Source organism: Bifidobacterium hapali, assembly GCF_002259755.1.
Taxonomy (GTDB): domain Bacteria; phylum Actinomycetota; class Actinomycetes; order Actinomycetales; family Bifidobacteriaceae; genus Bifidobacterium; species Bifidobacterium hapali.
Genome location: NZ_MWWY01000014.1, coordinates 39,311 through 62,464 on the forward strand (window position 1 = coordinate 39,311; position 23,154 = coordinate 62,464).

At 51.6% G+C, this 23,154-nt stretch carries 14 protein-coding genes and 1 pseudogene; 11 read left to right on the forward strand and 4 right to left on the reverse strand.

Going from position 1 to position 23,154, the window contains the following annotated elements; translation table 11 throughout:
• Positions 1-241: 241 nt before the first annotated feature.
• The 3 genes from BHAP_RS03440 (at position 242) to recR (ending at position 4,098) form a co-directional block, all read left to right on the forward strand.
• The gene (locus BHAP_RS03440; protein ID WP_094729364.1) at positions 242-1,624 is read left to right on the forward strand and encodes an ATP-binding protein; all 1,383 of its coding nucleotides are present in this window, start codon (positions 242-244) and stop codon (positions 1,622-1,624) included.
• Between the two features lie 442 nt (positions 1,625-2,066).
• Entirely contained in the window at positions 2,067-3,365 is a 1,299-nt protein-coding gene (locus BHAP_RS03445) for an ATP-binding protein (RefSeq protein ID WP_094729365.1), read from the forward strand.
• 130 nt (positions 3,366-3,495) lie between these two features.
• Entirely contained in the window at positions 3,496-4,098 is a 603-nt protein-coding gene (gene recR / locus BHAP_RS03450; protein ID WP_094729366.1) for a recombination mediator RecR, read from the forward strand.
• A 264-nt stretch (positions 4,099-4,362) separates the two neighbouring features.
• Here the strand turns inward: recR and BHAP_RS03455 are convergent, their stop codons facing one another.
• Positions 4,363-5,814, reverse strand: coding sequence for an ATP-binding protein (locus BHAP_RS03455; protein ID WP_094729367.1), 1,452 nt, complete (start codon positions 5,812-5,814; stop codon positions 4,363-4,365).
• Between the two features lie 784 nt (positions 5,815-6,598).
• Here BHAP_RS03455 and BHAP_RS03460 point away from each other — a divergent pair.
• The 3 genes from BHAP_RS03460 (at position 6,599) to BHAP_RS03470 (ending at position 13,292) form a co-directional block, all read left to right on the forward strand.
• Positions 6,599-10,849 carry a SpaA isopeptide-forming pilin-related protein gene (locus tag BHAP_RS03460; protein WP_094729368.1) on the forward strand — a complete coding sequence of 1,417 codons (4,251 nt, stop codon included), beginning with the start codon at positions 6,599-6,601 and terminating at the stop codon, positions 10,847-10,849.
• 179 nt (positions 10,850-11,028) lie between these two features.
• Positions 11,029-12,867, forward strand: a complete 1,839-nt coding sequence (locus tag BHAP_RS03465) for a SpaA isopeptide-forming pilin-related protein (RefSeq protein WP_094729369.1) — start codon at positions 11,029-11,031, stop codon at positions 12,865-12,867.
• Between the two features lie 80 nt (positions 12,868-12,947).
• Entirely contained in the window at positions 12,948-13,292 is a 345-nt protein-coding gene (locus tag BHAP_RS03470) for a hypothetical protein (RefSeq protein ID WP_094729370.1), read from the forward strand.
• An 823-nt stretch (positions 13,293-14,115) separates the two neighbouring features.
• Here BHAP_RS03470 and BHAP_RS03475 read toward each other — a convergent pair.
• A complete protein-coding gene (locus BHAP_RS03475; RefSeq protein ID WP_094729371.1) occupies positions 14,116-15,294 on the reverse strand; it encodes an ATP-binding protein in 1,179 nt (392 codons plus the stop codon).
• Positions 15,295-16,144: 850 nt separating this feature from the next.
• Between BHAP_RS03475 and BHAP_RS03480 the strand changes: the two genes are divergently transcribed.
• From BHAP_RS03480 to BHAP_RS03490, 3 genes are all read left to right on the forward strand, one after another.
• Positions 16,145-17,323, forward strand: a complete 1,179-nt coding sequence (locus BHAP_RS03480) for an ATP-binding protein (protein ID WP_094729372.1) — start codon at positions 16,145-16,147, stop codon at positions 17,321-17,323.
• Positions 17,324-18,079: 756 nt separating this feature from the next.
• Positions 18,080-18,844, forward strand: a complete 765-nt coding sequence (locus BHAP_RS03485; protein WP_094729373.1) for an aspartate kinase — start codon at positions 18,080-18,082, stop codon at positions 18,842-18,844.
• 138 nt (positions 18,845-18,982) lie between these two features.
• Positions 18,983-19,561 carry an ACT domain-containing protein gene (locus tag BHAP_RS03490; protein WP_169713156.1) on the forward strand — a complete coding sequence of 193 codons (579 nt, stop codon included), beginning with the start codon at positions 18,983-18,985 and terminating at the stop codon, positions 19,559-19,561.
• Positions 19,562-19,996: 435 nt separating this feature from the next.
• Here the strand turns inward: BHAP_RS03490 and asd are convergent, their stop codons facing one another.
• The gene (gene asd, locus BHAP_RS03495) at positions 19,997-21,091 is read right to left on the reverse strand and encodes an aspartate-semialdehyde dehydrogenase (protein ID WP_094729374.1); all 1,095 of its coding nucleotides are present in this window, start codon (positions 21,089-21,091) and stop codon (positions 19,997-19,999) included.
• A gap of 212 nt (positions 21,092-21,303) precedes the next feature.
• Here asd and BHAP_RS03500 point away from each other — a divergent pair, with 212 nt between their 5' ends.
• Together BHAP_RS03500 and BHAP_RS03505 are read left to right on the forward strand one after the other, a co-directional pair.
• Entirely contained in the window at positions 21,304-21,951 is a 648-nt protein-coding gene (locus BHAP_RS03500; protein ID WP_094729380.1) for a DUF5701 family protein, read from the forward strand.
• Positions 21,952-22,076: 125 nt separating this feature from the next.
• Positions 22,077-22,337 carry a mycoredoxin gene (locus BHAP_RS03505; RefSeq protein WP_094729375.1) on the forward strand — a complete coding sequence of 87 codons (261 nt, stop codon included), beginning with the start codon at positions 22,077-22,079 and terminating at the stop codon, positions 22,335-22,337.
• A 297-nt stretch (positions 22,338-22,634) separates the two neighbouring features.
• On the opposite strand, the pseudogene BHAP_RS03510 reads toward BHAP_RS03505, so the two are convergent.
• Positions 22,635-23,154, reverse strand: a pseudogene (locus BHAP_RS03510) (IS256 family transposase); the annotation flags it as partial.

Consider the following 23,154-nt stretch of genomic DNA (forward strand, 5'->3'; position numbering starts at 1 on the left):
TGCGTCTGTCTCTTTAGGAATGGGTGCAGTGCAGTATGTCGCAGGACACTACCCTACAGTGTTCGTGCTGCGGCGCTATGTATTGCCTCATGATTGCCTTATGATTCATATTTCGGCATTCTGTGCAAAAACGTCTTTTTGAATTTGGTTTTTTCGTGCAAAAAGAGCGTTTACAACTATGCATTTTTGTGCATTTATGCCGTAGAATGGTATTCACATAACGAATGCATAAGGAGTGGCTATGCTGAAACGCAAGATTTCAGATGAGCTCTTGGCTTGGAAACGAGAGAACAACGATAAAGCACTCTTGTTGACTGGAGCTCGTCAGATAGGTAAAAGCTACGCCGTGCGCGAGTTTGCTAAGCGCGAATACCGTCAGTATCTCGAAATTAATTTATACGACAATAAACAGGCTGCTCGCGCGTTGGCTTCAGCGAGTGATGTGCGGGAATTCATCAGCCGTCTGACGCTGTTTTCGTCGTCGCCGCTTTCATCTGGTAACACGTTGATCTTTATTGATGAGATTCAGGAATCGCCGGACATCATGACCATGATCAAGTTCCTGATTGCTGATGGTCGTTTTGATTATGTGTTCTCGGGATCTATGCTCGGAACCGAATTCAAGGGTGTTCGATCTTATCCGGTTGGTTCGGTCATTGAAAAGGCTATGCGTCCGATGGATTTTGAGGAATTTTGTTGGGCTATCGGTGTACAGAAATCAACGCTTGATGGCATTCGAGAATCCTGCCGGTCGGGCATGCCGATTGACCCGTATGTTCATGAAGCGATGATGGCGAACTTTCGTACATATATGGTAGTTGGGGGCATGCCGGAAGTCGTTCAACGGTTTCTGGACAGCAAGGGTGATTTATCTGCCGTGCGTGCAGTACAGGTCGAGCTCAATCGACAGTACCGCCACGATATCTCGCAATACGCAGGTAATCACGCATTGCAAGTACAGGAGATCTTCGATCGGCTTCCTGCCCAGCTTATAGATGGCAATGGTCGATTTTCGGTGTCTTCCATCGATCAGAATGCTAGGTATGAACGTAGTAAGAAGGACTTTCTCTGGCTTGTGGACGCGGGCGTAGCATTGAAAACCGATTGCGTCACCGAGCCGAAGTCCCCGCTGAAAAGAACCGCACAATCGCCGAAATTCAAGCTATACCAGTCCGACACTGGTATGCTCATGGCAAGGTATCCGCAGCCAACTGCTAGGGCTGCATACCTTGATGATCCGTCTCCAAATCTGGGCGCGATATACGAGAACGTTATTGCTCAAGAACTGACAGCGCAACACATACCGCTGTATTATTACATGGCGAAAAAACGAGGCGAGATCGATTTCATTGCCGATACGAACACCGATTCTGTGATGCCGTTTGAGATTAAATCAGGTCGTACGTATCGTGTGCATGCCGCTATCGATGCAGTGCTGTCCAATCCTGAATACCGTATTGCGCAAGGTGTGGTGTTGTCTCGGTCCAATATCATGCGCGAGGGGTCGATGACGTATTTGCCACTCTATGCAATGTTCTGTCTGCAGGACGTTTGCGATCTTGCTCCGACAGGCGGAATCGAAGATGTTGATTCTGGTTTTTCCTTGACAGTACACCCGGTGTGATCACGCTCGGTCGTGCGCTCGCCGGCCGCCGCGACGCATGATGCTGCTGTTGCGGACTGCGTATGATGCGCGCGTAGCGCGTCTGTAATTGCAGGACGAGCTGGCTGGGAAGCGACCTGAGGGGTAGTTTTTCAGATATATCAAAGTTGTTTAGCAGAACCTACTTCTTTGCTTTCCGCCAAAGGGTCACGCCCGGATACGCACGCGATGGATTGAAACGGGTCAATTCCATCGCGTGAGTCAAACGCCGAATGCATATCTTTCCTACGAAAAATATGCATCAACAACATATCTTTCCCATGAAAAATATGCAATCACATGCTATATTAGAGCAATACATAACCATACAGAAATAACAAAAACCAAGCCTTACTAAAACCCGGAAAGCCGCCCATCACACATAGCGCGACACACCGCACCGCACAAAACCAAGGAGACAACAATGCTGACGCGTAAGATCATCGATAAACTCGCACAATGGAAAAACGATGCTCATCACAAGTCGCTAGTGATCAAAGGTGCGCGTCAGGTTGGCAAAACATACGCAGTAAACGAATTTGGGACAGCTAACTATGAACACGTCATATCGCTGAATTTTGAAGAGCATCCGGAATATCGCACAATTTTCGCAACAGATCATAGTGCAGATGCGATTTACTCACAGTTGTCGCTCTTCTTTCCGGGTGCGGAGTTTGCACAGCGCAAGACTCTGCTATTTCTTGATGAAATTCAGAGCTGCCCGGATGCGATTACCTCGCTGAAATTTTTAACTATCGACGGTCGCGCGGATGTGATCGCCAGTGGTTCATTGCTGGGTATTTCTTACAGAGACGTGTCGTCATATCCGGTTGGTTATGTGGATCATATGGAGATGTATTCGCTCGATTTTGAGGAGTTTCTCTGGGCATCAGGAATTAGTGAATCCACAATTGCGTATGTGAGAGGTTTTTTTGATCGGCGTGAGCAAGTTCCGGATGCTGTACAGCAACGAATGATGCAGTTATTTAAAGAATATATTGTTGTTGGTGGCATGCCAGAAGCGGTACAAACGTTCGTTGATACTAAAGATTTTTCCAAAGTGGTTCATATTCAGCGGGATATTCTCGCTGAATATGAAAACGATATCGCCAAGTATGCGACTGGTACTGAGAAAGCTAAGGCTCGTGCCTGTTTCCTGTCTATTCCAAAACAGTTGGCACGAGATTCTAAGCGTTTTTCGTATTCAGTAGTTGAACCGAGATCTAGCGCACGTAAATATGGTGGTAGTTTGCAGTGGCTGTATGATGCTGGCATTATCAACTTCTGCTACAAACTTGATGCTCCAGAGTTGCCGTTTGAGGGCAATAGTGACAATACGAAATTCAAAGTGTACATGCGAGACACAGGATTACTGATTGCCATGCTGGAAGACGGCTCACAAAAAGACATTCTGGACGGCAATCTTGGTATTTATAAGGGGGCGATCTACGAGAATATAGTGGGCGATATTTTTGCTAAAAATGGTAAGCCGCTGTACTACTTCGAGAAGAATAATTCGTTGGAAATGGACTTTTTTATTCGATACGATGGCGTGGCGACTGCGGTGGAAGTGAAATCGTCGCAGAATCGTAAAGCAAAGTCTATGAATTCGTTGATTGAGAATCACGGTGTGCGTCGCGGTATTAAATTGGCGCCGGGTAATTACGGTAGGATCGATGATCGCGTGGAAGTGTTGCCGATTTATATGGCGATGTTTTTGTAGAGTTAGAGTTCTGTAGAGTGGTGGATACAAGCTGAGGAATGGCTGCGGTGATGCTCGTACTGACTTGCATCTGCGGTCATTCGTACGAGGACTCGCACAACGACTAACTTCACGAGGAGGCTGACTGCCAATGGCACTCGCATACGACGGCGCGATTCAGCGCCTGATCGACGCATTCGCGCATCTGCCGGGCATTGGTCCGAAGGGCGCGCAGCGTATCGCGTTTTACTTGCTGTCTGCGTCCGACGAGGAAGCGCAGCAGCTGATCGACGCAATCACTGAGGTGAAGGAGAAGGTGCGGTTTTGCGACGTGTGCGGCAACGTGTGCGAGACGAGTCCGTGCCCGGTGTGCGTTGATCCGCGCCGTGATCATAGCGTGATTTGCGTGGTTGAAGAGCCGAAGGATGTGATGAGTATCGAGCGTACGCGCGAGTATCGCGGACTGTATCATGTGCTCGGCGGCGCGATCAATCCGATGGCGAACGTTGGTCCGTCTGATCTTAATATTGCGAAGTTACTGGATCGGCTGAAGACGAGTGAAGTTACGGAAGTGATTCTCGCGCTCGATCCGAATATTGAAGGCGAGGCGACGACGACGTACATGAGTCGTTTGCTTGGTCCGCTGGGGATTCGCGTGACGAAGTTGGCGAGCGGATTGCCAGTTGGCAGCGACCTTGAGTATGCCGATGAGATTACGTTAGGTCGCGCGCTCGCCGGTCGCCGTGATGCGTGACGCTACGACCTAATCGCGGCTCCCCTTGCTGGGGGAGACGAAAAAATTGGGTTGGAATCCCACAGGGAGGTACAAGCCGACCCTTGGAGGCCAATGCTTCCGAGGGTTTTGTCTTAGTGGGAACTAGTGGGAACCTAGTGGGAAGTCCGCTGGATCGCTGGAATTCCAGCGTTTTGCACATTGAATCGCCGTTAAACTAGAGCGTTGGGACGATTCTAGTGGGAACTAGTGGGAACCTAGTGGGAAGTGCTTCCCACTAGCGAATTATTGCTCGTCCTGCTTGAGTGAGTAATACTGGTGTGGGTCCCGCGTCGAAGAACCATGCCATTGTAGGACATCCTTGTCGGTTAGCGCATGAAGCGTGGCACTGGCAAGTTTGAGACTGCGGCCAAGATGCACGGCCAAACTCTTGCGAGTGATACGCTTCTCTGAGTATGCCAGTTGTACGGCCTCGATCTCGTACTCGTTGAGCGAGTCGAGCGTATCTCGGCCAATGCGGTTCTCTAGCGTGTCCTGCGTGCGCAGCACGCGCGAAGTGCTGCTGTTCTCCAGTGTGAGCTTGACATACTGGCCGTTGGGCTCGCTATATACCGGGTCATGCAGGAACGCCTTCTGCATTTCGCTGTAGATGCGCTGCACGCCCTCGTTCATCTCTCTCACCCAGCCGAACGCGACCAAGGTTTTGGCGATACGCGGGTTGCGCGCGTACCGGGTGGTGCGCATGTTCTCCAATGTGACCGTGTTCGGTAGCTTGCCGGGACTGAGGATCTCTAGCCGGTCGTCGTACATGCTGATGCGAATATGCTCGCCCGTGTTCGAATAGTCGCGGTGCGTGACCGCATTGACTAGTCCCTCAAACCAAGCGAACTCCGGGTACTCGGGAATGGTCTGGAACTTGGCGTTTTTATCCATGTACTGATACTCACGCAGCATACCGGAGATAAACAGACTCGCACCTTCCACGATCTTCGGGATCGGCCCTTCGAAAGTACGGTCCTTGATGATGTTCAACTGGCTGCCGGTCTCCAGACGCTTGCCCTCGAACCTGAGCACGCGCGCTTGCGGCATGAATCGTGTGGGATGCGCCGCGAACAACAGCACGCCAGCATGGGTCAACTCACCGTTATCGGTCAGGAACTGGCCACTGTACAACGCTTTCTCGTCGGACACGGTAGTGCCCAGCGCGCGCTTGTATCGGTCGAGAACCTCGCTGTCCACGTTCTCGATGGATGTGCCCCGCACTGGCTCATCCTCGAACACGATCTGCCGCTTGTCGTATTCCAACGAGAGTATCTGCCCGTACTCCAACTGCACGCTCTTGTCGCCGGAACGCAGGAACACTTTGCCATCGTTCTTACGCCTGATAACCCGGTTCTGGGACGCGGACACATTCAGCACCAGAACCATGTCCTCCTCACCACGAGCGTTCGTGACGGGAATGCGTAACGGGGTGACCATCGGCACCGGATCACAGTGCAGCAGCGCGCACTGCTCGAATGCCTCCACCGGCTGCGCGCCGTCATACCGGAATCCGCTGACCACACCATCGTCCTCAATGCCGACCGCGATCTTGCCGCCGGCTGAATTGGCGAACGAGACAATGGTACGGGCCAGATCATTCGGCTTGATCTTCGCGCTCTTGCGGTCGAAATACTGCGACTCGGGAGCGCGTGCCAGCACGTCGATGTCATTGGACGTCACCGGAACCTGAAGCATGACGAATCTCCTTAACCGTACGGAACACTGCTGTCAACTTTACATGCGCATAGGAAACAGTGAAAAGACAGGCCAGCGGCAAAGCGCATACCTAAATGCGCGCTGTCAAAAGAAATGAGAAACGGTTAATTTGCGAATGCTTGATACGTCCCCTCGCGTTTGCGTACTGAGAATTGTTGCCCCGTGTCCATAAGAATGCTGGAACGTGAGTCATAACAGAAATCAACCTGATTTCTGGACAATTGATCAGTCACCATACCCGATGAGGTGCGGTAGATAATTCAGGGACGATCTGTACGCGCGTTTTTCTGGCATGCCTGTCGGCAAGTGCGTTGCCTACATACAGCTCTGTTTACAGGTGTGCATTAATATCCACAGCTCCCCTTGCTGGGGGGGGCTGATCGCGAAGTGTTTTATCGCGGCTCCCCTTGCTAGGGGAGCTGTCAGCGGAGCTGACTGAGGGGTAGTCACACCCTTGGAACGTTCGACCCATGTAACCACCGTCCAAATTGTAAACGCTTTCCCTCGGCGTGTCTTGTCATGATTGCGGTGATCAATGATGATCACAACCGTTCTGTTAACCCCTGCGATGACTGCGATTCTGCGCGTATAAAGTACGAAGCAGTAGCGGTGCTGTGTGATCACTGACGGCGCAATATCTGGCAAAAATGTGCAATAACGTTAACCTACCCCCTATAATGAAAATGTCGGGGGTAAATACCCCCTTAGGAAGAGACTTGGTCCCACGGCAGAGCTGTTGTGCGGACCGTGGTGAGGAGTGCGTATGCGAGGTCCGGTTCGCAAGAAGGTCGGGGCAGTGGTGGCCGCCGTACTGTCGATGGCGATGGTATGCGGATTTACCGGCGTATCGATTGCGGACGATACCGTTACTGGAAGCAGTGACGCAGTGACGAGTCAGACGGACGATACAAACAGCAGCGCGACTGATACAGCCGATACTGCAGCCGATAGTGCCGATCACAGTAACATTGACGAAAACGCTACCAACAACGGCACCCCCCCCCTAAACGAAAATAACGAACAGCAAGCGGACTCATCGAACTCCGGCGCGGAAGCCGGAACGCAACAATCCGATACTCCATCAGCAGACACTTCAAACGCTGCGCAACCCAACGACAATGCAGCCCCCACAGCAACCGGCGATTGTGCAGCCGTCACCGACTGGGCAACGCTAAAAAACTGCGTCGAGACAGGCACTGGTGACGTTACTGTGCCCATCACTGTGCCCATCACCGCCGCCAAAGGCGAATCCATCACCGTCACCCGCAACGTGACGCTGACATCAACTGTTACCGAAGGAACATCCCTCAAACCCGCCGACGGTGACAATTCAGGTTCAGTATTCACCATCAATGAGGGTGGTCACCTGACCATTGGCAAAGCCTCTGATGATAACGCATTCACTTACGCTGGCACTGAAACTGCCCCAATCGCCCGTCGTTTTGCCCAAGTCAATAAAAACGGCGCCCTCACCATCAACGGCGGTATATTCTCCTATCTTAAAAACAGCAATAATGGTGGCGTTTTCTATGCTGACAGTGGCGCACTCACTATCAATGGCGGTATGTTCTCGAATAACGAAACCAGCAATGGTGGAGTTGGTTATGTCCAGGGAACTTCAACAGTCACTATCAACGGCGGAACATTCAGTTACAATACTGCTCTTGGCGCTGGAGTCTTAGGTGCCTATGGGACCACAAAAGTTTCCATTAACAATGGAATGTTTGACCACAACAGTACTACCGAAGTTGGTGAATGGGATGGTGGCGGTGTGCTGCGCCTGATGGGAACTTCGGGGGCTGTAGTCAGCGGAGGACAGTTTGAAAGTAACACTGCTAAGAGCAATGGTGGCGTGATATTCAATGGTGCTGGTGGCACTAATGATAGTGCGCTGCTGATTACCGGAGGCTCGTTTAAGAATAATAGTGCAGAGGCTGAAGGTGGAGCGATCCATAATAGGGGCACATTAAAGATTAGTGCTGGGACCTTTGAAGGGAATAAAGCATTTGGCGAAGGCGGCGGCGCTGTTTCACAGCAAAATGGCGCTTCTCTTTCCGTTGTGCCTGCGAATGGTCATAGCGTAACGTTCAAGAACAACGGTCAAACATTTGCCGATAATGTACTTGCTAAGTGCAACACCATCACAGGAGCTATGGATGCTTGCCACGGCGGTAGTGGCGGTGGCGGTGCTATTTACTCCAGTTCCAAAAAGGATACTAAAACTGATAAATGGAGTTCAGAAAATCGCATCAGTAAGGTGAGCATTCAAGGCAATGTCGTGTTTGACGGCAATTACTCCAACAGATGGGGCTATATGCTAGGTGGAGGCGCCATCTTTGCTGACGGTGAACTCTGGATTCAGAATGATTCTAAGGGCAACAAACCGCAATTTAAAAATAATTATGCTGGTGTAAAGCAGAGTGAGACTAATACAGACGGTTCGACGAAGACTGTTTTTCGTGGCGGTGCCGGTGGGGCTATCTTCTTGCAGGAGGGTGTTGTCTATGGGAAAGAAACCGACGAGAATCTGAAATACACTTCCCGTGCGTACATTATGGGCGGTGAGTTTACAGACAATACTTCCGGGTATCTTGGCGGTGCTATTTACACTGAATCGCATTCTCTAACTTACATTGCTAAGGCAGTGGCAACAAAGAACGTGGCTGGTCACTTTGGCGGTGGATTATGGTTGTGTCCGTCTGGTACTGGCGAAACGTCTAAGGGTGGCAACATTGCACTCTTCGATAATGAGGTTGACAAGTCTATTGACCCGAATCAGAAGAAGAATGACGACACTCATCCTAATGACGAGCCGTTTGAAGGAGAAGCATTAACCTCATGGAATACCGGTGGAAACGACAAAGTAATTAGTAATGTTAGCGGCGACGGTACTGAAGCTGGTGATGATTTCGCCATCATGAACCCAATGTGGAAGGGTGAAATTCAGAGCACTAACTTCCAGCTCATGGATACGTGGTTCACTGATCGTACGAAATCCGCTGTCACATGGTATGAGGATGGTACTCCGATTAAGTCAGCAAGTGGTTTCCAAGATTACTTTGCTGATCCTAACCCGAATTGGCATAGAGGGGCGGATCAGGGTGGTACCAACCTTGCGGTCACAAAGACTGATGGTCGCTTCATTACTGCTGATAAAGGCGAAAAAGTCAATATGAAAGCTGATCATACCCATACTATTAATCTCACGCGCACGAACGACCCTAGGAAAGGCGTTGTCACAGGTGTTGCTCTTAAGGCACAAAAAGCCGAAGGCATGACTGATGACGAGTGGAATAATGCCAAGCAGGGAGCTCTGAACAGTGCTTCTATCATATTAACCGGTAATGCTGCCCGTCTATCCGGTGGTGCATTTGCTACCAACGGTGACGTGAAGTTCTCCACTCCGTACACAGCATCGTGGGGCAAAGTAGACAATACTAAAGAAAAGAATGCGCTTGCTGGAGCCGAGTGGACGGTATCTACGAGTGGCACGGGTGCTGATGAAAATACGGCACGTGCTTCTGCCACGTTCGGTGGTCCGTTCAACGCTGATTTCTACCCATCTATTTGTCCTTCCACCACGGAAGACCCTGATCAAGTAGCTTACAATTCCGGAACATGCTGGAAGGAAACTGTCGAAACTAACTCGGATACCAAACAGGTTACCGTTACTCGGGAAGCCATCATTAAGGACAATATCGCCAGCGACAAGAGCGCAGGAGAATCGTATGCGTACGCTGGTCTTGACAACAATCCGGCTGGCGGCGGTTTTGATATCAACAATTTGCATAACGGTACGTACACTGTTGTGGAGCGTAAAGCTCCGACTGGCTACCAGTTGAGTACGGAAACGTACACGTTCATCGTGAATAATAGTCAAGGAAAGTGGAACGATAGCAACGGTCAGCCAACTGACAATATCGATATAGATATCGTGAACAAACCTTTGCCTGGCATTTCATGGAGCAAGATGGATGTTGACATGGGTGTCGGAATGTTGGTTGGTGATTCTGAATGGAAAGTTACCAAGTTCGGAGCGGATAACAAGTTAGACACCACTACTGAATATTACGTTGATGACTGCGTGGATAGTCCTAGACTAACCCCATGCGCCAAAAGTGTGAATAGTGCTCAACTCAAGCGTTATGCTGACTTGAATGGGGCCGCGGGCGAGTTTACCATTCAAGGTCTTGACCCCGGCACTTATCAGTTAGTAGAGTCCAGAGTACCTGATGGATATTGGCATCCGGCGAGTGGCACCGCTTACCAGTTCACGGTGCCCCAAAATGCTGATGCTGACACACAAATCAAAATCTATGAATCAGATGGTCGTACTGAAGTAGAGAAAAAAGCCATTCCCAACAAACGTACACAAGTGGAATGGGCCAAAATTGATAGCGATGTCAGCACATTCCTAACCGGCTCTGAATGGACTATATCCGGTCCTTATACACAGAACGAAGAAAGCGTTAAAGATAGTAACAATCAGACGCTCACGATGACTGACGTGAAAGTGGTTGATTGTGAAAGTAAGTCAGGAGCTACTGATTCTTGCGGTTCCCATAAAAACAGTTTGAGCGGCAACGATCCTGAGTATGCGGATATAGATGCTGCAGCAGGCATGTTCAAAGTTGCGGGCCTTGCCCGACCTGACGATGAGAATACGACATACGTATACAAGCTCAAAGAAACCAAAGCTCCGGACGGATACATTTTGCCTAACGTGACATACACGTTCCAGATTGGTTATCGTCAGCCAACGGATAGCAACGGGGATGTTATCAAAGTACAGATTGCTTCGCCAAGCAATGCGTCTGGACTTAACGTGCATCACAATATGGGCAGTAATCAGATTCCTAACGTCAAAATCGTATCGGCATTGCCGCTGACGGGTGGACCGGGGGACTGGGCTGCTCGCGACTGGCTGCTGATCGGCGGGGGGCTGGCTGTGGCAGCGGCCGGAGCGATGGCGTTGACGTATGAGTGGCGGCGTCGTAAGGCGGTGAGCTTATGAACGCGCGCAGTGTAAGGCATCGTCCGGATGCGAGTGCTGTTCCATAGCCGGATAGTCGCGCACTCGATCGCCTACAACTACAGATTTGCGGATCGCGGAATAGTAAGAAACCGTCCGTTTTCCGCGATTGCAAGAACACATCACAACACAAGAAGAATACAGAAAGAAGGATTCCCATCATGAAGATGAGGAAACTATTCGCCGGCCTAGCCGCCGCAGCCACCCTGCTCGGCGGCCTAGCCCTAGGCGCCTCCACCGCGAATGCAGATACGGTGTCAGTTGATGCTGACGGCGTAGTTACATCGGATGCGACGTTCAAGTTTACTGCAGATGATGCGGATCAGTGGAAAAACCGTGAGGTGAAGTACTATAAGCTTGCTGATTATGTGAGATATGATTCCGACCCTTCGGACCAGAATAAACCTGTATATGGCGTGCAAACAGCGGTGACTGCAGACCGTGATGCTCTCGAAGAAGCGCTTAAAGCTGCCATTCCATCCGATTCGACGATTAAAGTTCCGGATGATACAAAGACAGATTTGATGGCGTGGGCGTTGCAGCAGGGTGCTCTAGACAGTGAGTCGAAGCCCTGGACAGGTTCAACCCGTCTGTTTGCTGACTCTTTGGCGCATAATGATGAAGTATTGAGAGTACTTCAAAATATTGACTTTAAGAAAGCTGATGGGACAGCACAGACTGGCACTGATCGTACTGTGAACTTGCCGGCTGGTGTTTATCTGTTTGTGGACGTCACTGTGAGTAACGGTAATGCGGCTGATCAAAATAATAACGGCAATATTTCTAACGGCACTGAGCAGAATCCTACAGATCCACGAAATGAGGAAGGCGGAAAAGTTGTAACGCAATCCGCTCCTATCGTGTTGGCTTCCGGCACTGTGAAAGACAAGACAATTAGCGATCCTCTTCGGGCTAATGTGACTGAAGATAAACCAAATGGTGAAGACAATACAGTGGCATTCAAAAACCATGTGACCCCCGTTGTCAAGGCTTATGATGATAAAGATGGCACTGTTTCGGTTGGCCAAACAGTAAATTATACGTTGAAATCCAATCTACCTGCATTCACCACGGGCTTCAAGGATTACCAGTTTGCGCTTACTGATACGCCTGGTGTTGGTCAGAATGTAAATTTAACTAATTTGCAAGTCAAGGTTGATGGCAAGCTTATTGGTGAGGGTACTGGCAATGATAATTATGAGCTGAAGTTCAGTAGCAGTGTCACCGCTGATGAACAGAACGCGAAGCAGTTCACGGCTGATGGTGTTAAGACATTCATCCTTGACTTTAGCAAGTATGTGCAGAACCACACCTTCGAAGGAACTACCGAGTTGACAGCAGGTGTTGTTGAAGTCAAGTATCAGGCTGTGATCAACGATCAAGCTACGCCGAGCCAGAGCGTGGTGAACTCAGTCGAGGTTAATGATAATAACTCCAAGGCTCAGGACAAGACTAAGCTGACCACTGGTGAGTTTGCCTTCACTAAGACGGATGCTCAGGGTAACCCAGTCAAGACGAAAGATGCGAAATTCCAAATTTATGCAGCTGATGAGAATGTTGAAGACGACGTACTCCCTATAGCACCAACCGTTACGACTGCTGTCTCCGACGAGAACGGTAAAGTTTCATTCACTGGTCTTGCTGATGGTGTGTACAAAGTTTCTGAGATTGAGGTTCCGAACGGTTTCGTTTCCAGTGCCAAGGCTGAGTTTAAGGTGACTATTAAGGATGGTCATGCAGTAACGTTTGAAGGTACTGACTTCTGGGGCTTAGCGCCGAACCTTGGCGATTGGCATGAGGGTTCCTCTATTGTTCATCCGGGCAACATTGCGCCGAATGGTACGGAATACAAGGTCAAGAACGTGAAGAACATTACCCAGCTGCCGCTCACCGGTGCGGCTGGCACGGTGCTGTTCACGGTGGTTGGTCTTCTCCTTGCTGGAGCTGCGGCCACTGTCTACATGAAGTCTCGCTCCACTCGTCGCGCTCTGCGTGCTTAACTCATTGGCCCAGTTTTGCGGGTTAGGGGAGGTCAAGGATCCTTGACCTCCCCTAACCCGCAAAGGGAAAAAGAAGGACTATGACTGTTGTAGTTAACGGTAATGGTGCAATCCATCCGAATGAACTTGATTCGTTTCCATTATTCGATTGCCGATCCCACTTTTTTAATGCCCAAGGAGGTGGGGATTATCATGCATTTTACTTCCACAGAGGAATGCAGATTCTAGCATTGATGCCTGTTGATGGTCTAAAGGGCGACCTATATCACGCAACTCCTAGCCATCTCTACCATGTAGATGAGGATGCGACAATTGATTTGTCAAAGGACGCAATAGCTGCCTTTCAGAGACTCTGGGATAGAGGTACGGTGCAGGAACTTTGCGAAAGTGGCATACTCCATGGCAATGCTTGCCAGCTGAAGTGAAGTAGGAGATCAACGGGTCTGCTGCTCGCGTCGGCGGCTGGCTTGGTGTACACCAAGTCTCGCGCTACGAGCCGCGCGCTGCGTCGTCACTGATCGCAGACAGCGTCGTTTACTGAATGGTGTCGCTCTCGCAACACCATTCAGTAGGAGGCCTCGATAAAGCAAGAAAGCGCATGGGATCAATCCGCGATCCCATGCGCTTTTGCATTGGTACAGGTCCCATAGGAACTGTTGCGGTGCTGTACGGCTATTCCTTCCTTCTCGGTCGTGCTCCTTCCCGCCGCGGCAGAAAACGCTCACTGAGCGTCCCTCAGTGAGCGTTTTCCGCCACTCGTACTGATGCGTGGCGGAAAACTCTCGATGACTCACCTCTCAGTGAGCGTTTTCTGCCATTCGTGGTGGGGCATATGGGTGCGTACGGAGTAATAATACGGGTGCATACTGGAGAAACAGGTGCATATGGGTGCGTGGCGGTTTTCTCTCGCTGCGCGGCCCCTCAGTGAGCGTTTTCTGCCACTCGTGCTGATGCGTGGCAGAAATCTCTCACTGACTCGCCTCTCAGTGAGTGTTTTCTGCCACCCGTGGTGGGGCATATGGGTGCGTGGCGGTTTTCGCTCGCTGCGCGGCCCCTCAGTGAGCGTTTTCTGCCACTCATACGGGTGCGTGGCAGAAATCTCTCACTGACTCACCTCTCAGTGAGCGTTTTCTGCCACTCGTACTGATGCGTGGCAGAAAACGCTCGCTGACGACAGTCTCAGTGAGAGAAAACCGCCACGCACTATTGATAATGCGCCAGATCGCAAACGTATACGGATACTTGCGTCTATGACTTAGTGATGTATGTACCATCGTCAGGTAGACCCAACGTCATACGAATGTAGGCAGCATGTTCGCGCAGGTATTCGCGCAGGTAAGGAATCGCGAAATCGACTCTGCCGTATCCCTTCTCCTCGATAACTTGCGCTTCTATCAATCTCATACGGTAGATACTCGCGTACCTCACATCTTTACCCATGCGTTTGGCTATAACCGATGTCGAAGACGGTCCATCGTCCTGAGCCATAGCAAGTAGGTACGTTTTATCGATAGGTGAGAGCCCGTCTAATTCCGGACCGTGAACAGTATCGCCCAAACAACTGAGCGCGTCTGCAACACCGAGTTTGGCATCCTCCGCCGTTACTGCGATGTTGCCACTGTTTACATCTCCTATACGTCGCATTGCTCTGCGCCAGATGTGATATCCGACCAATTGAATCATGAACGGATAGCCGGAGGTTGCCTGCGTTGCAATATGCAGGGGTTCCCCATCAAACGTTATACCCGTGGAGTAGAACGTGTCAGCTAGCGCCTGCGAGACTTCGTTCAGGGGGACATCTCCCAGTCGTTCTGGTTGCGCTCGGCGAAGGAACGTCATGACGTCGTCATTGAGCCATTTTGAAGACATTGAGGGCAATCCGGCGAATACGAATGCAAGATTTCGATCTTCGCTGGTCAGGTGCTGCGCGGCCGTGGCTATGGCGATCATATCCGAACGTTCGGCTGCTTGTGCTTCATCGATGGTCACCAGCAGACCGCCGCCGTGCTTCTCCAACTCGTTAAGTCGCATTCCCATAGCTTCGCGAAGCGTCAACGGCAGCCTTGTTTTCTCGTAGTGTATGCTGCCGAGACTCCCGCCGACATTCATTACGCTGACTGTGGGTTCGAAGGAAAAGCTGAAATTTCCTTTTTGAGGTCGGAGTTTGTCGAGTAGGCGTTGTGCCATACCAGCAGATGCTGTTTCGCTGATGGCTTGCCATCCTCGTCGTTCGACCATCCGCTTGAACTCAGTTAATATGACGGTTTTGCCAGTGCCTCGTGCTCCCGTAACTTGCATGAGACGTCCGGGTGCGCCGGAGCCGTTATCGAGTCCCTCCTCGAAGTCCGCAAGAACCACATCTCTACCGATAAGTACTGGCGGCACATGGCCTGCACTGGGCTTAAAAGGGTTCGTTCTTATTCTCATATGGTCATTATATTGCAAATTCAAAAAAGATCTAAAAAGTTCAAAAAAATTCTAAAACAATCTAAAAAGATCTAAAGGGTAGGTGATTATATTAATCAGCTATGTAGCGTCAGTGAATGCACTTATCTGTGTTGGTTGACGTTGTTCATAGATAAGCTTTCGAGAATAATTGATCACGAACCTCACTGTGCTAGAGACTGTCAAATCAGTCTGCTCATGTCGCTGACGCCCTGTAGGTGTCCTGCACCTTATTCATTAATGAGCTGATTTTCGCTGATCTGAGAGGCGGTTTTAGTGGTGGGTGGTGTACGTAATCTCGGGTTCTGGCAATATGCGTAACCCATCGATGTACACAAAACACAAAAAACGGTGAAAATTTGGTTGTGTGGCAAATTGCACTGCCACACAACTGTTGTATAACGTTATATTTAGGTTGTGTGGCAGCTCGCAAAATCCTTAAATCCTTGGAATTTCAACGTTCTTGAGTGTTATACCCCCGTACTCATTGCGCATGAGTATCGCCACACAACCGCAAAAATGCCGTTTTTGTGGTTGTGTGGCAAGATCTCTGCTGTGCATTGTCGTGTTCCGTGAGTTCTTAGCTCCTCTTGAGCGTTCTAAAGGTGACTCGCACGTTGCCTAACAGGTAGCTCTGCTGGTTGCTTTACGGCAATGTCCTATCAAGGAGAACTGAGCTGGGGGCGTGTTGTTGATACGTTTATAAGTCAGACAAAAGGCGTTATTTCAACGATATGTCAACATCGCGATAGTGCCTATGTCAAACTTATGGTTTTTCCCATGTCAAACCTATGGTAAATTGTATGTCAAACTTATGGTAAAAGGAGATGGAATGATTCCACGCTTACTAGCTGATCAGGTACGTCGATCTGCCTCGTGGTTTCCAGTAGTGTCAGTTACTGGGCCGAGACAGAGTGGCAAATCTACACTAGTACGGAATGTATTTCCTGATTGCGAATACTTGAATCTTGAGAATCCTGAACTGCGGAATAAAGCGGTTGTTGATCCGATCAGTTTTATTCGCGAACGTCCGACACCATTAATCATCGATGAAGCGCAATATGCTCCTGATCTGTTTTCCATGATTCAAGTAGTCTCTGATGAAATCGGCAAGCCTGGACAGTTTATTCTTTCTGGTTCTCAGAATTTTCTATTGACTAAACAGATCAAACAATCTTTGGCTGGTCGTGTAGGTGTACTTAGGTTGTTGCCGCTTTCTTATGCAGAAGCTATTCAAGCAAATCCTGACTTGACTGTTGAGGAATTTATTTTAGCTGGTGGATATCCACGACTTTATGATGCTCATATGCCGCGTGGCCTGTTTTTTGAAAGCTATCTTAGTAGTTATATAGAGCGAGATGTTGCTGATTATCTTGATGTACGCAACTTGACCGCTTTCCGGACGTTTCTTCGTCTGTGTGCTCAACATGTTGGAGGGCTCATTAAGGAAACCGTTTTGGCGAACGAGGTCGGTGTGACCTATCGAACGATTACAGCATGGCTGTCGATCTTAGAATCCAGTTATATTATCTTTCGTTTGCCTCCATTTTTTGGAAATCTTAACAAGCGATTGACTAAAACACCGAAGCTGTATTTTTATGATACGGGTTTGATGTGCCACTTATTACGTATCGAAACAATGGCGGATTTGCAAGAGCACCCGTTGTTCGGTGAAATCGTTGAAAACTTGGTTATCAGCGAAATAATTAAACGGTATTACAATGCACTAAAAACGCCAGAACTCTACTTCTATCGGGATGACAGCAAAGTGGAAGTAGACCTGATTGACTGTACCCATTCGCAAACTAAGCCAGAATTGATTGAAATCAAGTCTGGACGTATGTATCATGATCGTTTTGCTAAACATGTACGTTCTGTGGGAGCGGCCCTCCACGTACCTGATGAAAATCGTGCAGTTGTTCTCCGTACCGATGGCCAGTATACCGATCACGGTATTACGGTATGCGGAATTCGTGATCTGCTGATTCATGACGAAGCGCCAGCTGCATGACGGTAATGGATATGATACTGGTAGTAAGTGGCTGCGAAGCGGTCTGAAGGGTAGTTGCACGGGTGTGCGTTCTAAAGGTGTGACTACCCTCAGTCAGCTTCGCTGACAGCTCGTCCTGCAATTTTGGACGTGCTGCGCGCGCAGTTTACTGGCTCGCCTGTCGACTCGCACGTTGTCTAACAGGTAGCTCTGCTGTTTGCTTAACGGCAACGATCCTGACAAGGGGAGATGTGATACAACGTATTGCTCACGTCGACAATTAGAATCGTCGAGTGTGACAGTCACGTTGTCTCCATCAATCACGAACGTTCCGTCCAGATAGGAGTAGTCGAAACAGATTGTTGTTTGGGCATTGCTGTTTGGGTATTTAGACATATTTGGGCATGGTCGCGGTGACAAAATGCAATCTGAGAGGCAGATTTTCGGTGTTGCAGGGGTCTTTCTTCAATCTGAGAGGCAGCTGCACCTAGCATCAAACCATATATATACCCCCGAACTGCCTATAACGTGGGCTTAAATCAAGATGCACTGCCTCTCAGATTGAAGAAAGACCCATGCAGGCGACACAAACTGCCTCTCAGATTGCAAATTGCTTACCAAAGCGTGATCGCGCGTGGAAAATAATGCGCATCTTGCGCGTGTCCGCATGGTGGGTGAGCGTTCACACGGCGATCGTAGCGATCCTTATAATCGTGCCGCTTACGTAGAATTATCGGCAAGTCATATCCTTGCCAAATTTAGAGAGAATGGACAGCAGTGGCTCTCATCGTGCAGAAGTACGGCGGTTCGTCAGTCGCCGATACGGACTCCATCAAGCGCGTGGCCAAGCGCGTCGTTGAGACGAAGAAAAAGGGCAACAAGGTCGCGGTCGTCGTCTCCGCGATGGGCGACACCACTGACGATCTTATCGATCAGGCGCTCAGCATTGACTCTAATCCGCCCGAACGCGAAATGGACATGCTCATGACCGCCGGCGAACGCATCTCCATGAGCCTACTTGCGATGGCCATTCACGCGGAAGGCGATCGCGCGCATTCGTTCACCGGGCAGCAGGCCGGATTCTTCACCGACGCGCGATACGGTGCCGCGCACATTAAAGCCGTGCGCCCGGATCGCGTCAAAAACGCGCTGTCGCTCGGCGACGTTGCGATTGTGGCCGGATTCCAAGGCATCAACGCGAAAGGTGACGCAACAACACTCGGCCGCGGTGGCTCTGACACGTCTGCAGTCGCACTGGCAGTTGCCCTCGGCGCCGACATTTGCGAGATTTATACCGACGTGGACGGCATCTTTACCGCCGACCCGCGTATCGTGCCAACCGCGCGACGTATCCCAGTAATCGGCTACGATGCGATTCTCGAAATGGCTAGCTGCGGGTCCAAAGTCCTCGCGTTGCGCTGCGTCGAATACGCGCAACGATTCAACATGCCGCTACATGTGCGTAGCTCGTTCTCGCATCGGCCGGGCACGCTCGTCGTGCCGGATGGCGTCGACCCGCGCACGCTGCCGAATCTGGACTGAGTGCGCGTTGCATCGCGGCGTTGGGTGCGCGGCAGTCGTATGGCAATCGCGGGCAGTCGCTGGCAGTCGTACGGCGGCAGACAATCGCAACATTAGTAATCATAAACTTCACAAAATATCACGAGTAAGGCAATCATCATGAGCAACGACAACAACGATACGCAAGACAAGTCAATGGGCGACCTGTTCCCCGATCTCGGCCCTGAAGCGCCGGTTATTTCCGGTATCGCGCACGATCGGTCCGAGGCGCTCGCCACAGTGCGCGGCGTCCCGAACGAGCCGGGTATGGCTGCGAAAGTGTTCACCGAACTGGCAGTCGCCGGCGTCAACGTTGATATGATCGTGCAAGCTGGCGCGTCGGTCGGTACCGCAGATATTTCGTTCACCGTGCCGGAGTCGGCCGTCAAGCAAGTGCAGGGCGTACTGCTCGACAAGCACGACGAGCTCGGCTACCGTTCGTTCGACGTGGATACGAACGTGGGCAAGGTGGCCGTGGTTGGCGTCGGTATGAAAACGCACTCGGGTCTTGCGGCGAAGTTCTTCACTGCGCTGAGCGAGAAGGGTATTAACGTGCTCATGATTTCGACGTCGGAGATTCGTATCGCGGCGCTCGTGCCGATGGAGCAGCTCGACGACGCGGTGCGCGCGCTGCACACGGCATACGGACTCGACGCGGATCAGATTGAGGCCGTGGTGTATGGCGGCACTGGCCGCTGAGTGTCGTTCCATGATGCGGTAAACCTCCCATGGTGCGGTAACTTACACATGGTGCGGTAAACCTCCCATGATGCGGTTTGGGAAAATGGCGGAATTCCGCCATTCTTGAGCAGTAGTGGGTTTTGCGTTTACCGCACCATGTGATTTTTACCGCATCATGAGTGATTTACCGCATCATGGGGAGGTATAGGGGGTGCACAACGTTCGTGCACCGCGCCCGCGCATTACCCCCCCCCATGCAGAATGCCCCTGCATGCCCCATATGTATGGCGTTTAGTTAACGTACACCCAGAAATATTGTTGACCGTGCATTATGATGATGCCCGTTGTTTCCTGGATTTTCCCGGAACACAACGGGCATCAAGCGTCAAGGCAGAGCGCGGCGAATCTAAATTATGTCAACGCATACTGCCGCGTGACGAGCCACCCCCAATACTACTTCGCCGTGATATAACCGAGCGCCTTGAGCATCTCCGCGCATTCGAGAGCCCCGCCGGCCGCACCACGCAACGTGTTGTGCGCGAGTCCAACAAACTTCCAATCGAAAATCGAATCCTCACGCAAACGGCCAATCGACACGCCCATACCGCCCTCGTAATCAACGTCCAAGCGAACTTGCGGACGATCATCCTCCGGCAAATACTGAATAAACTGCTTAGGCGCGTGCGGCAAACCAAGCTCAGCCGCGCGCGACGTGTAATTTACGAGCCGATCAATAAGCTCTTCCTTCGTGGCTTTCTTGCCGAGGTTCATGAACACAGTCGCCGTATGACCGTTGAGTACAGGCACGCGAATGCACTGCGACGTAATGCGCAGCGGACCGTCAAACGGCACAATCTCGCCCTTCGCGTCGTCTACGTGGCCGAATACTTTCAGCGGCTCCTTCTCGCTTTTTGCTTCCTCGCCGGAGATAAACGGGATAATATTGCCCACCATTTCCGGCCAATCTTTGAACGTTTTGCCAGCGCCCGAAATCGCCTGATACGTGCTCACGACGACCTCATGCGGCTCAAACTCGCGCCACGCAGCCAGCGCCGGCGTGTACGCCTGAATCGAACAGTTCGGCTTGACCGCGATAAACCCGCGCGTAGTGCCGAGCCGCCGCCGCTGATGCTCGATCACCGCGAAATGCTCCGGGTTAATTTCCGGCACAACCATTGGCACATCCGGCGTCCAACGATGCGCGCTGTTATTCGACACGACCGGCGTCTCAGTTTTCGCGTACCGCTCTTCGATCGCGCGAATCTCATCCTTCGGCATGTTTACCGCCGAGAACATGAAATCAACGCCCGCCGCAACTTTCTCCGCATCGTCACCGTCGACCACGACCATGTGACGCGCGTACTGCGGCATCGGCGTCTCGATTTTCCACCGATCGCCGACCGCTTCCTCGTACGTTTTGCCCGCACTGTGCGCGGACGCGGCGAGCGTAACCACCTCGAACCACGGGTGATTTTCGAGCAGCGTCACGAATCGCTGACCGACCATGCCGGTCGCGCCGAGAATGCCGACCTTGAGTTTTTCGGACATACCAACCTCTGTTTTCGCTTGTAAACCGTGGGATTGCGGGGCCGTACTGCGTGGCCGCCGTACTGCGTGGCCGCGTGGCAGCGGCAAACGGTGATGAATTATTGTACGAAGTATTGTACGAAACGGTTGCGCGCGCGGGATGGGCGGTCCCATATGCTGGCCGGTTGGTTGCGGTCGTTGACTGGACGGCGGCAGACGGTAGGCTGGTAGTCATGTCGATCGCATCGGATGAAGCACGTAAGCAGCTGGACCGTCTCGTAGCGTTGGGATATCCGGACGTGGCGGATATCAGTGCCGCCGCGTTTCTTGCGCTCGCGGATCCGCTGATCGCCGCGCTCGAAAAATGCAGTCCGGACGCAGACGATCCGCGATATCGGCTCGGCGCGGATATTCTGCTGATTCCGACGCGCGAACTCGTGTCGCCGGAGTCGCTGATCGCGCGTACCAGCATCAACCGGATGGCTGGATTTACGACGATGCCGCCGCGCGATATCGCCAGTTTTCTGCCACAGGACGGATTTGAGCCGCCGGAAGGACCGTTTTACCTGGTTATTGAGCCGCACACAGGTACCTGTTATATCAATCGCGAGCCGGACGTTGCGCGCAAACTGATCGATTCTGACGAGCGCACGCCGCTCACGCTGGAGGAGGGGCTGGCGATCGCGACGCAGCATCCGGAATGGCTGCTGGAGAAAAACGGGTTCAATTTGTTGGGATCGCGCAGTGCGGATGGTCGCGTGCCGAGTATTTGGATGAGTCAGAACGCGCCGCGACTGGGTGCAGTGTGGCCAAATTCGCGGCATACGTGGCTCGGCAACGCATACTGTATGTCCCGTCGCGGCGTGAGCTTGTTCCGCTGATCAGTTGCTGTTTCGCTGTCCGCGTCTGCGGGGTGAGCGCGCAACGTGTGTATGTTGCGTATGTGTACAATCGTCGTGATGTTTGCGCGTGACGTTTCGTGCGGAATCAACGAAAGGGGTAGCTCATGGCTAACAGCAATATTGACGTGTACGGTGCCGATTGGTGCGGCGATTGCAAGCGTGCGAAGGATACGTTCAACCGTCTTGGCGTGGCGTTTACGTGGCACAATATCGAAACTGAGGATGGCGCTGCCGATCGTGCCGTTGAGATCAGCGGTCAGAAGCATATTCCAGTTGTACTGTACAGTGACGGCGCGTTCCAAGTTGAACCGTCGGCGACTGATATCGAGGGTAAACTCAAGGAGCTCGGCGTCATCGCTGCGTGAGTGCGCTGTGTTGCGCGCCGTGCGCGCGTTACGTGAGTGCGCTGTGCGTGCGCGATGCGCGTAAGGCAAGGTCACGTGAACGTTCTCATGAAATTTTCAGACAACACACACTACTTGCCCAAGAAGAGACGGTTTACTGTATATCAGGTCGCAAGGCCGATATAACTGAATCCCTTCTCTCTTCTTTCTCTTCTCCAAAAGCCCGGCATCATCGCCGGGCTTTCTTCTTATGGGTTATGCAGGCTGCGGCATGTGGCGTGCTTTAGGGGTTATAGGCCAAAATGTGTGTCTGGTGGTCTAGTCGTTGGATGGCCATTCGACCCGGGTGTGGAAGTCGTTCCAGTCGATGCCGGTGCCGTGGTGCATGGGGATGCCGAACGTCTCGTATCGGCCCTGCGGGCTGTTCTCCCATGCCTTCTGGTAGAGGCTCTCCAGCCGTTCGTCCGTGATCGCGTTCGTCGCCAGCCATGCGTCCGTCTCGGGGTGTTCGGCGTGCTGGTGGCACCACCAGCAGATCGCCTTCAGTTGCCGGATCAGGCGCAGTCCGCGGTGATGGCGCAGCATGTCCCGGATTCGTCCGTTCCATGATTCGATGAGGTTGTTCGTGGATGGTATCGTTCCGTTCTCCGTCAGGTCCTCGTCGAGGAACGTGAACAGGTGCCCCTCGCGGATGCGTCCGCGGATCATGCGCTTGGCCTTGACGAGTCTTTGGTGCATGTCGTTCACGCTGCCGTCGGCGTATTCGCTTTTCTCGTCGAGGAAACCCGCGAAGTCCTGCTCCCACTGGTTGTAGGAGGCCAGCCAACTGGCCGCGGCC

Bases quoted from the DNA above. Each gene is read 5' to 3' on its own strand.
- BHAP_RS03440 (WP_094729364.1), top strand. From the start codon at position 242: ATGCTGAAACGCAAGATTTCAGATGAGCTCTTGGCTTGGAAACGAGAG.
- BHAP_RS03445 (WP_094729365.1), top strand. From the start codon at position 2,067: ATGCTGACGCGTAAGATCATCGATAAACTCGCACAATGGAAAAACGAT.
- recR (WP_094729366.1), top strand. From the start codon at position 3,496: ATGGCACTCGCATACGACGGCGCGATTCAGCGCCTGATCGACGCATTC.
- BHAP_RS03455 (WP_094729367.1), bottom strand. From the start codon at position 5,814: ATGCTTCAGGTTCCGGTGACGTCCAATGACATCGACGTGCTGGCACGC.
- BHAP_RS03460 (WP_094729368.1), top strand. From the start codon at position 6,599: ATGCGAGGTCCGGTTCGCAAGAAGGTCGGGGCAGTGGTGGCCGCCGTA.
- BHAP_RS03465 (WP_094729369.1), top strand. From the start codon at position 11,029: ATGAAGATGAGGAAACTATTCGCCGGCCTAGCCGCCGCAGCCACCCTG.
- BHAP_RS03470 (WP_094729370.1), top strand. From the start codon at position 12,948: ATGACTGTTGTAGTTAACGGTAATGGTGCAATCCATCCGAATGAACTT.
- BHAP_RS03475 (WP_094729371.1), bottom strand. From the start codon at position 15,294: ATGAGAATAAGAACGAACCCTTTTAAGCCCAGTGCAGGCCATGTGCCG.
- BHAP_RS03480 (WP_094729372.1), top strand. From the start codon at position 16,145: ATGATTCCACGCTTACTAGCTGATCAGGTACGTCGATCTGCCTCGTGG.
- BHAP_RS03490 (WP_169713156.1), top strand. From the start codon at position 18,983: ATGAGCAACGACAACAACGATACGCAAGACAAGTCAATGGGCGACCTG.
- asd (WP_094729374.1), bottom strand. From the start codon at position 21,091: ATGTCCGAAAAACTCAAGGTCGGCATTCTCGGCGCGACCGGCATGGTC.
- BHAP_RS03500 (WP_094729380.1), top strand. From the start codon at position 21,304: ATGTCGATCGCATCGGATGAAGCACGTAAGCAGCTGGACCGTCTCGTA.
- BHAP_RS03505 (WP_094729375.1), top strand. From the start codon at position 22,077: ATGGCTAACAGCAATATTGACGTGTACGGTGCCGATTGGTGCGGCGAT.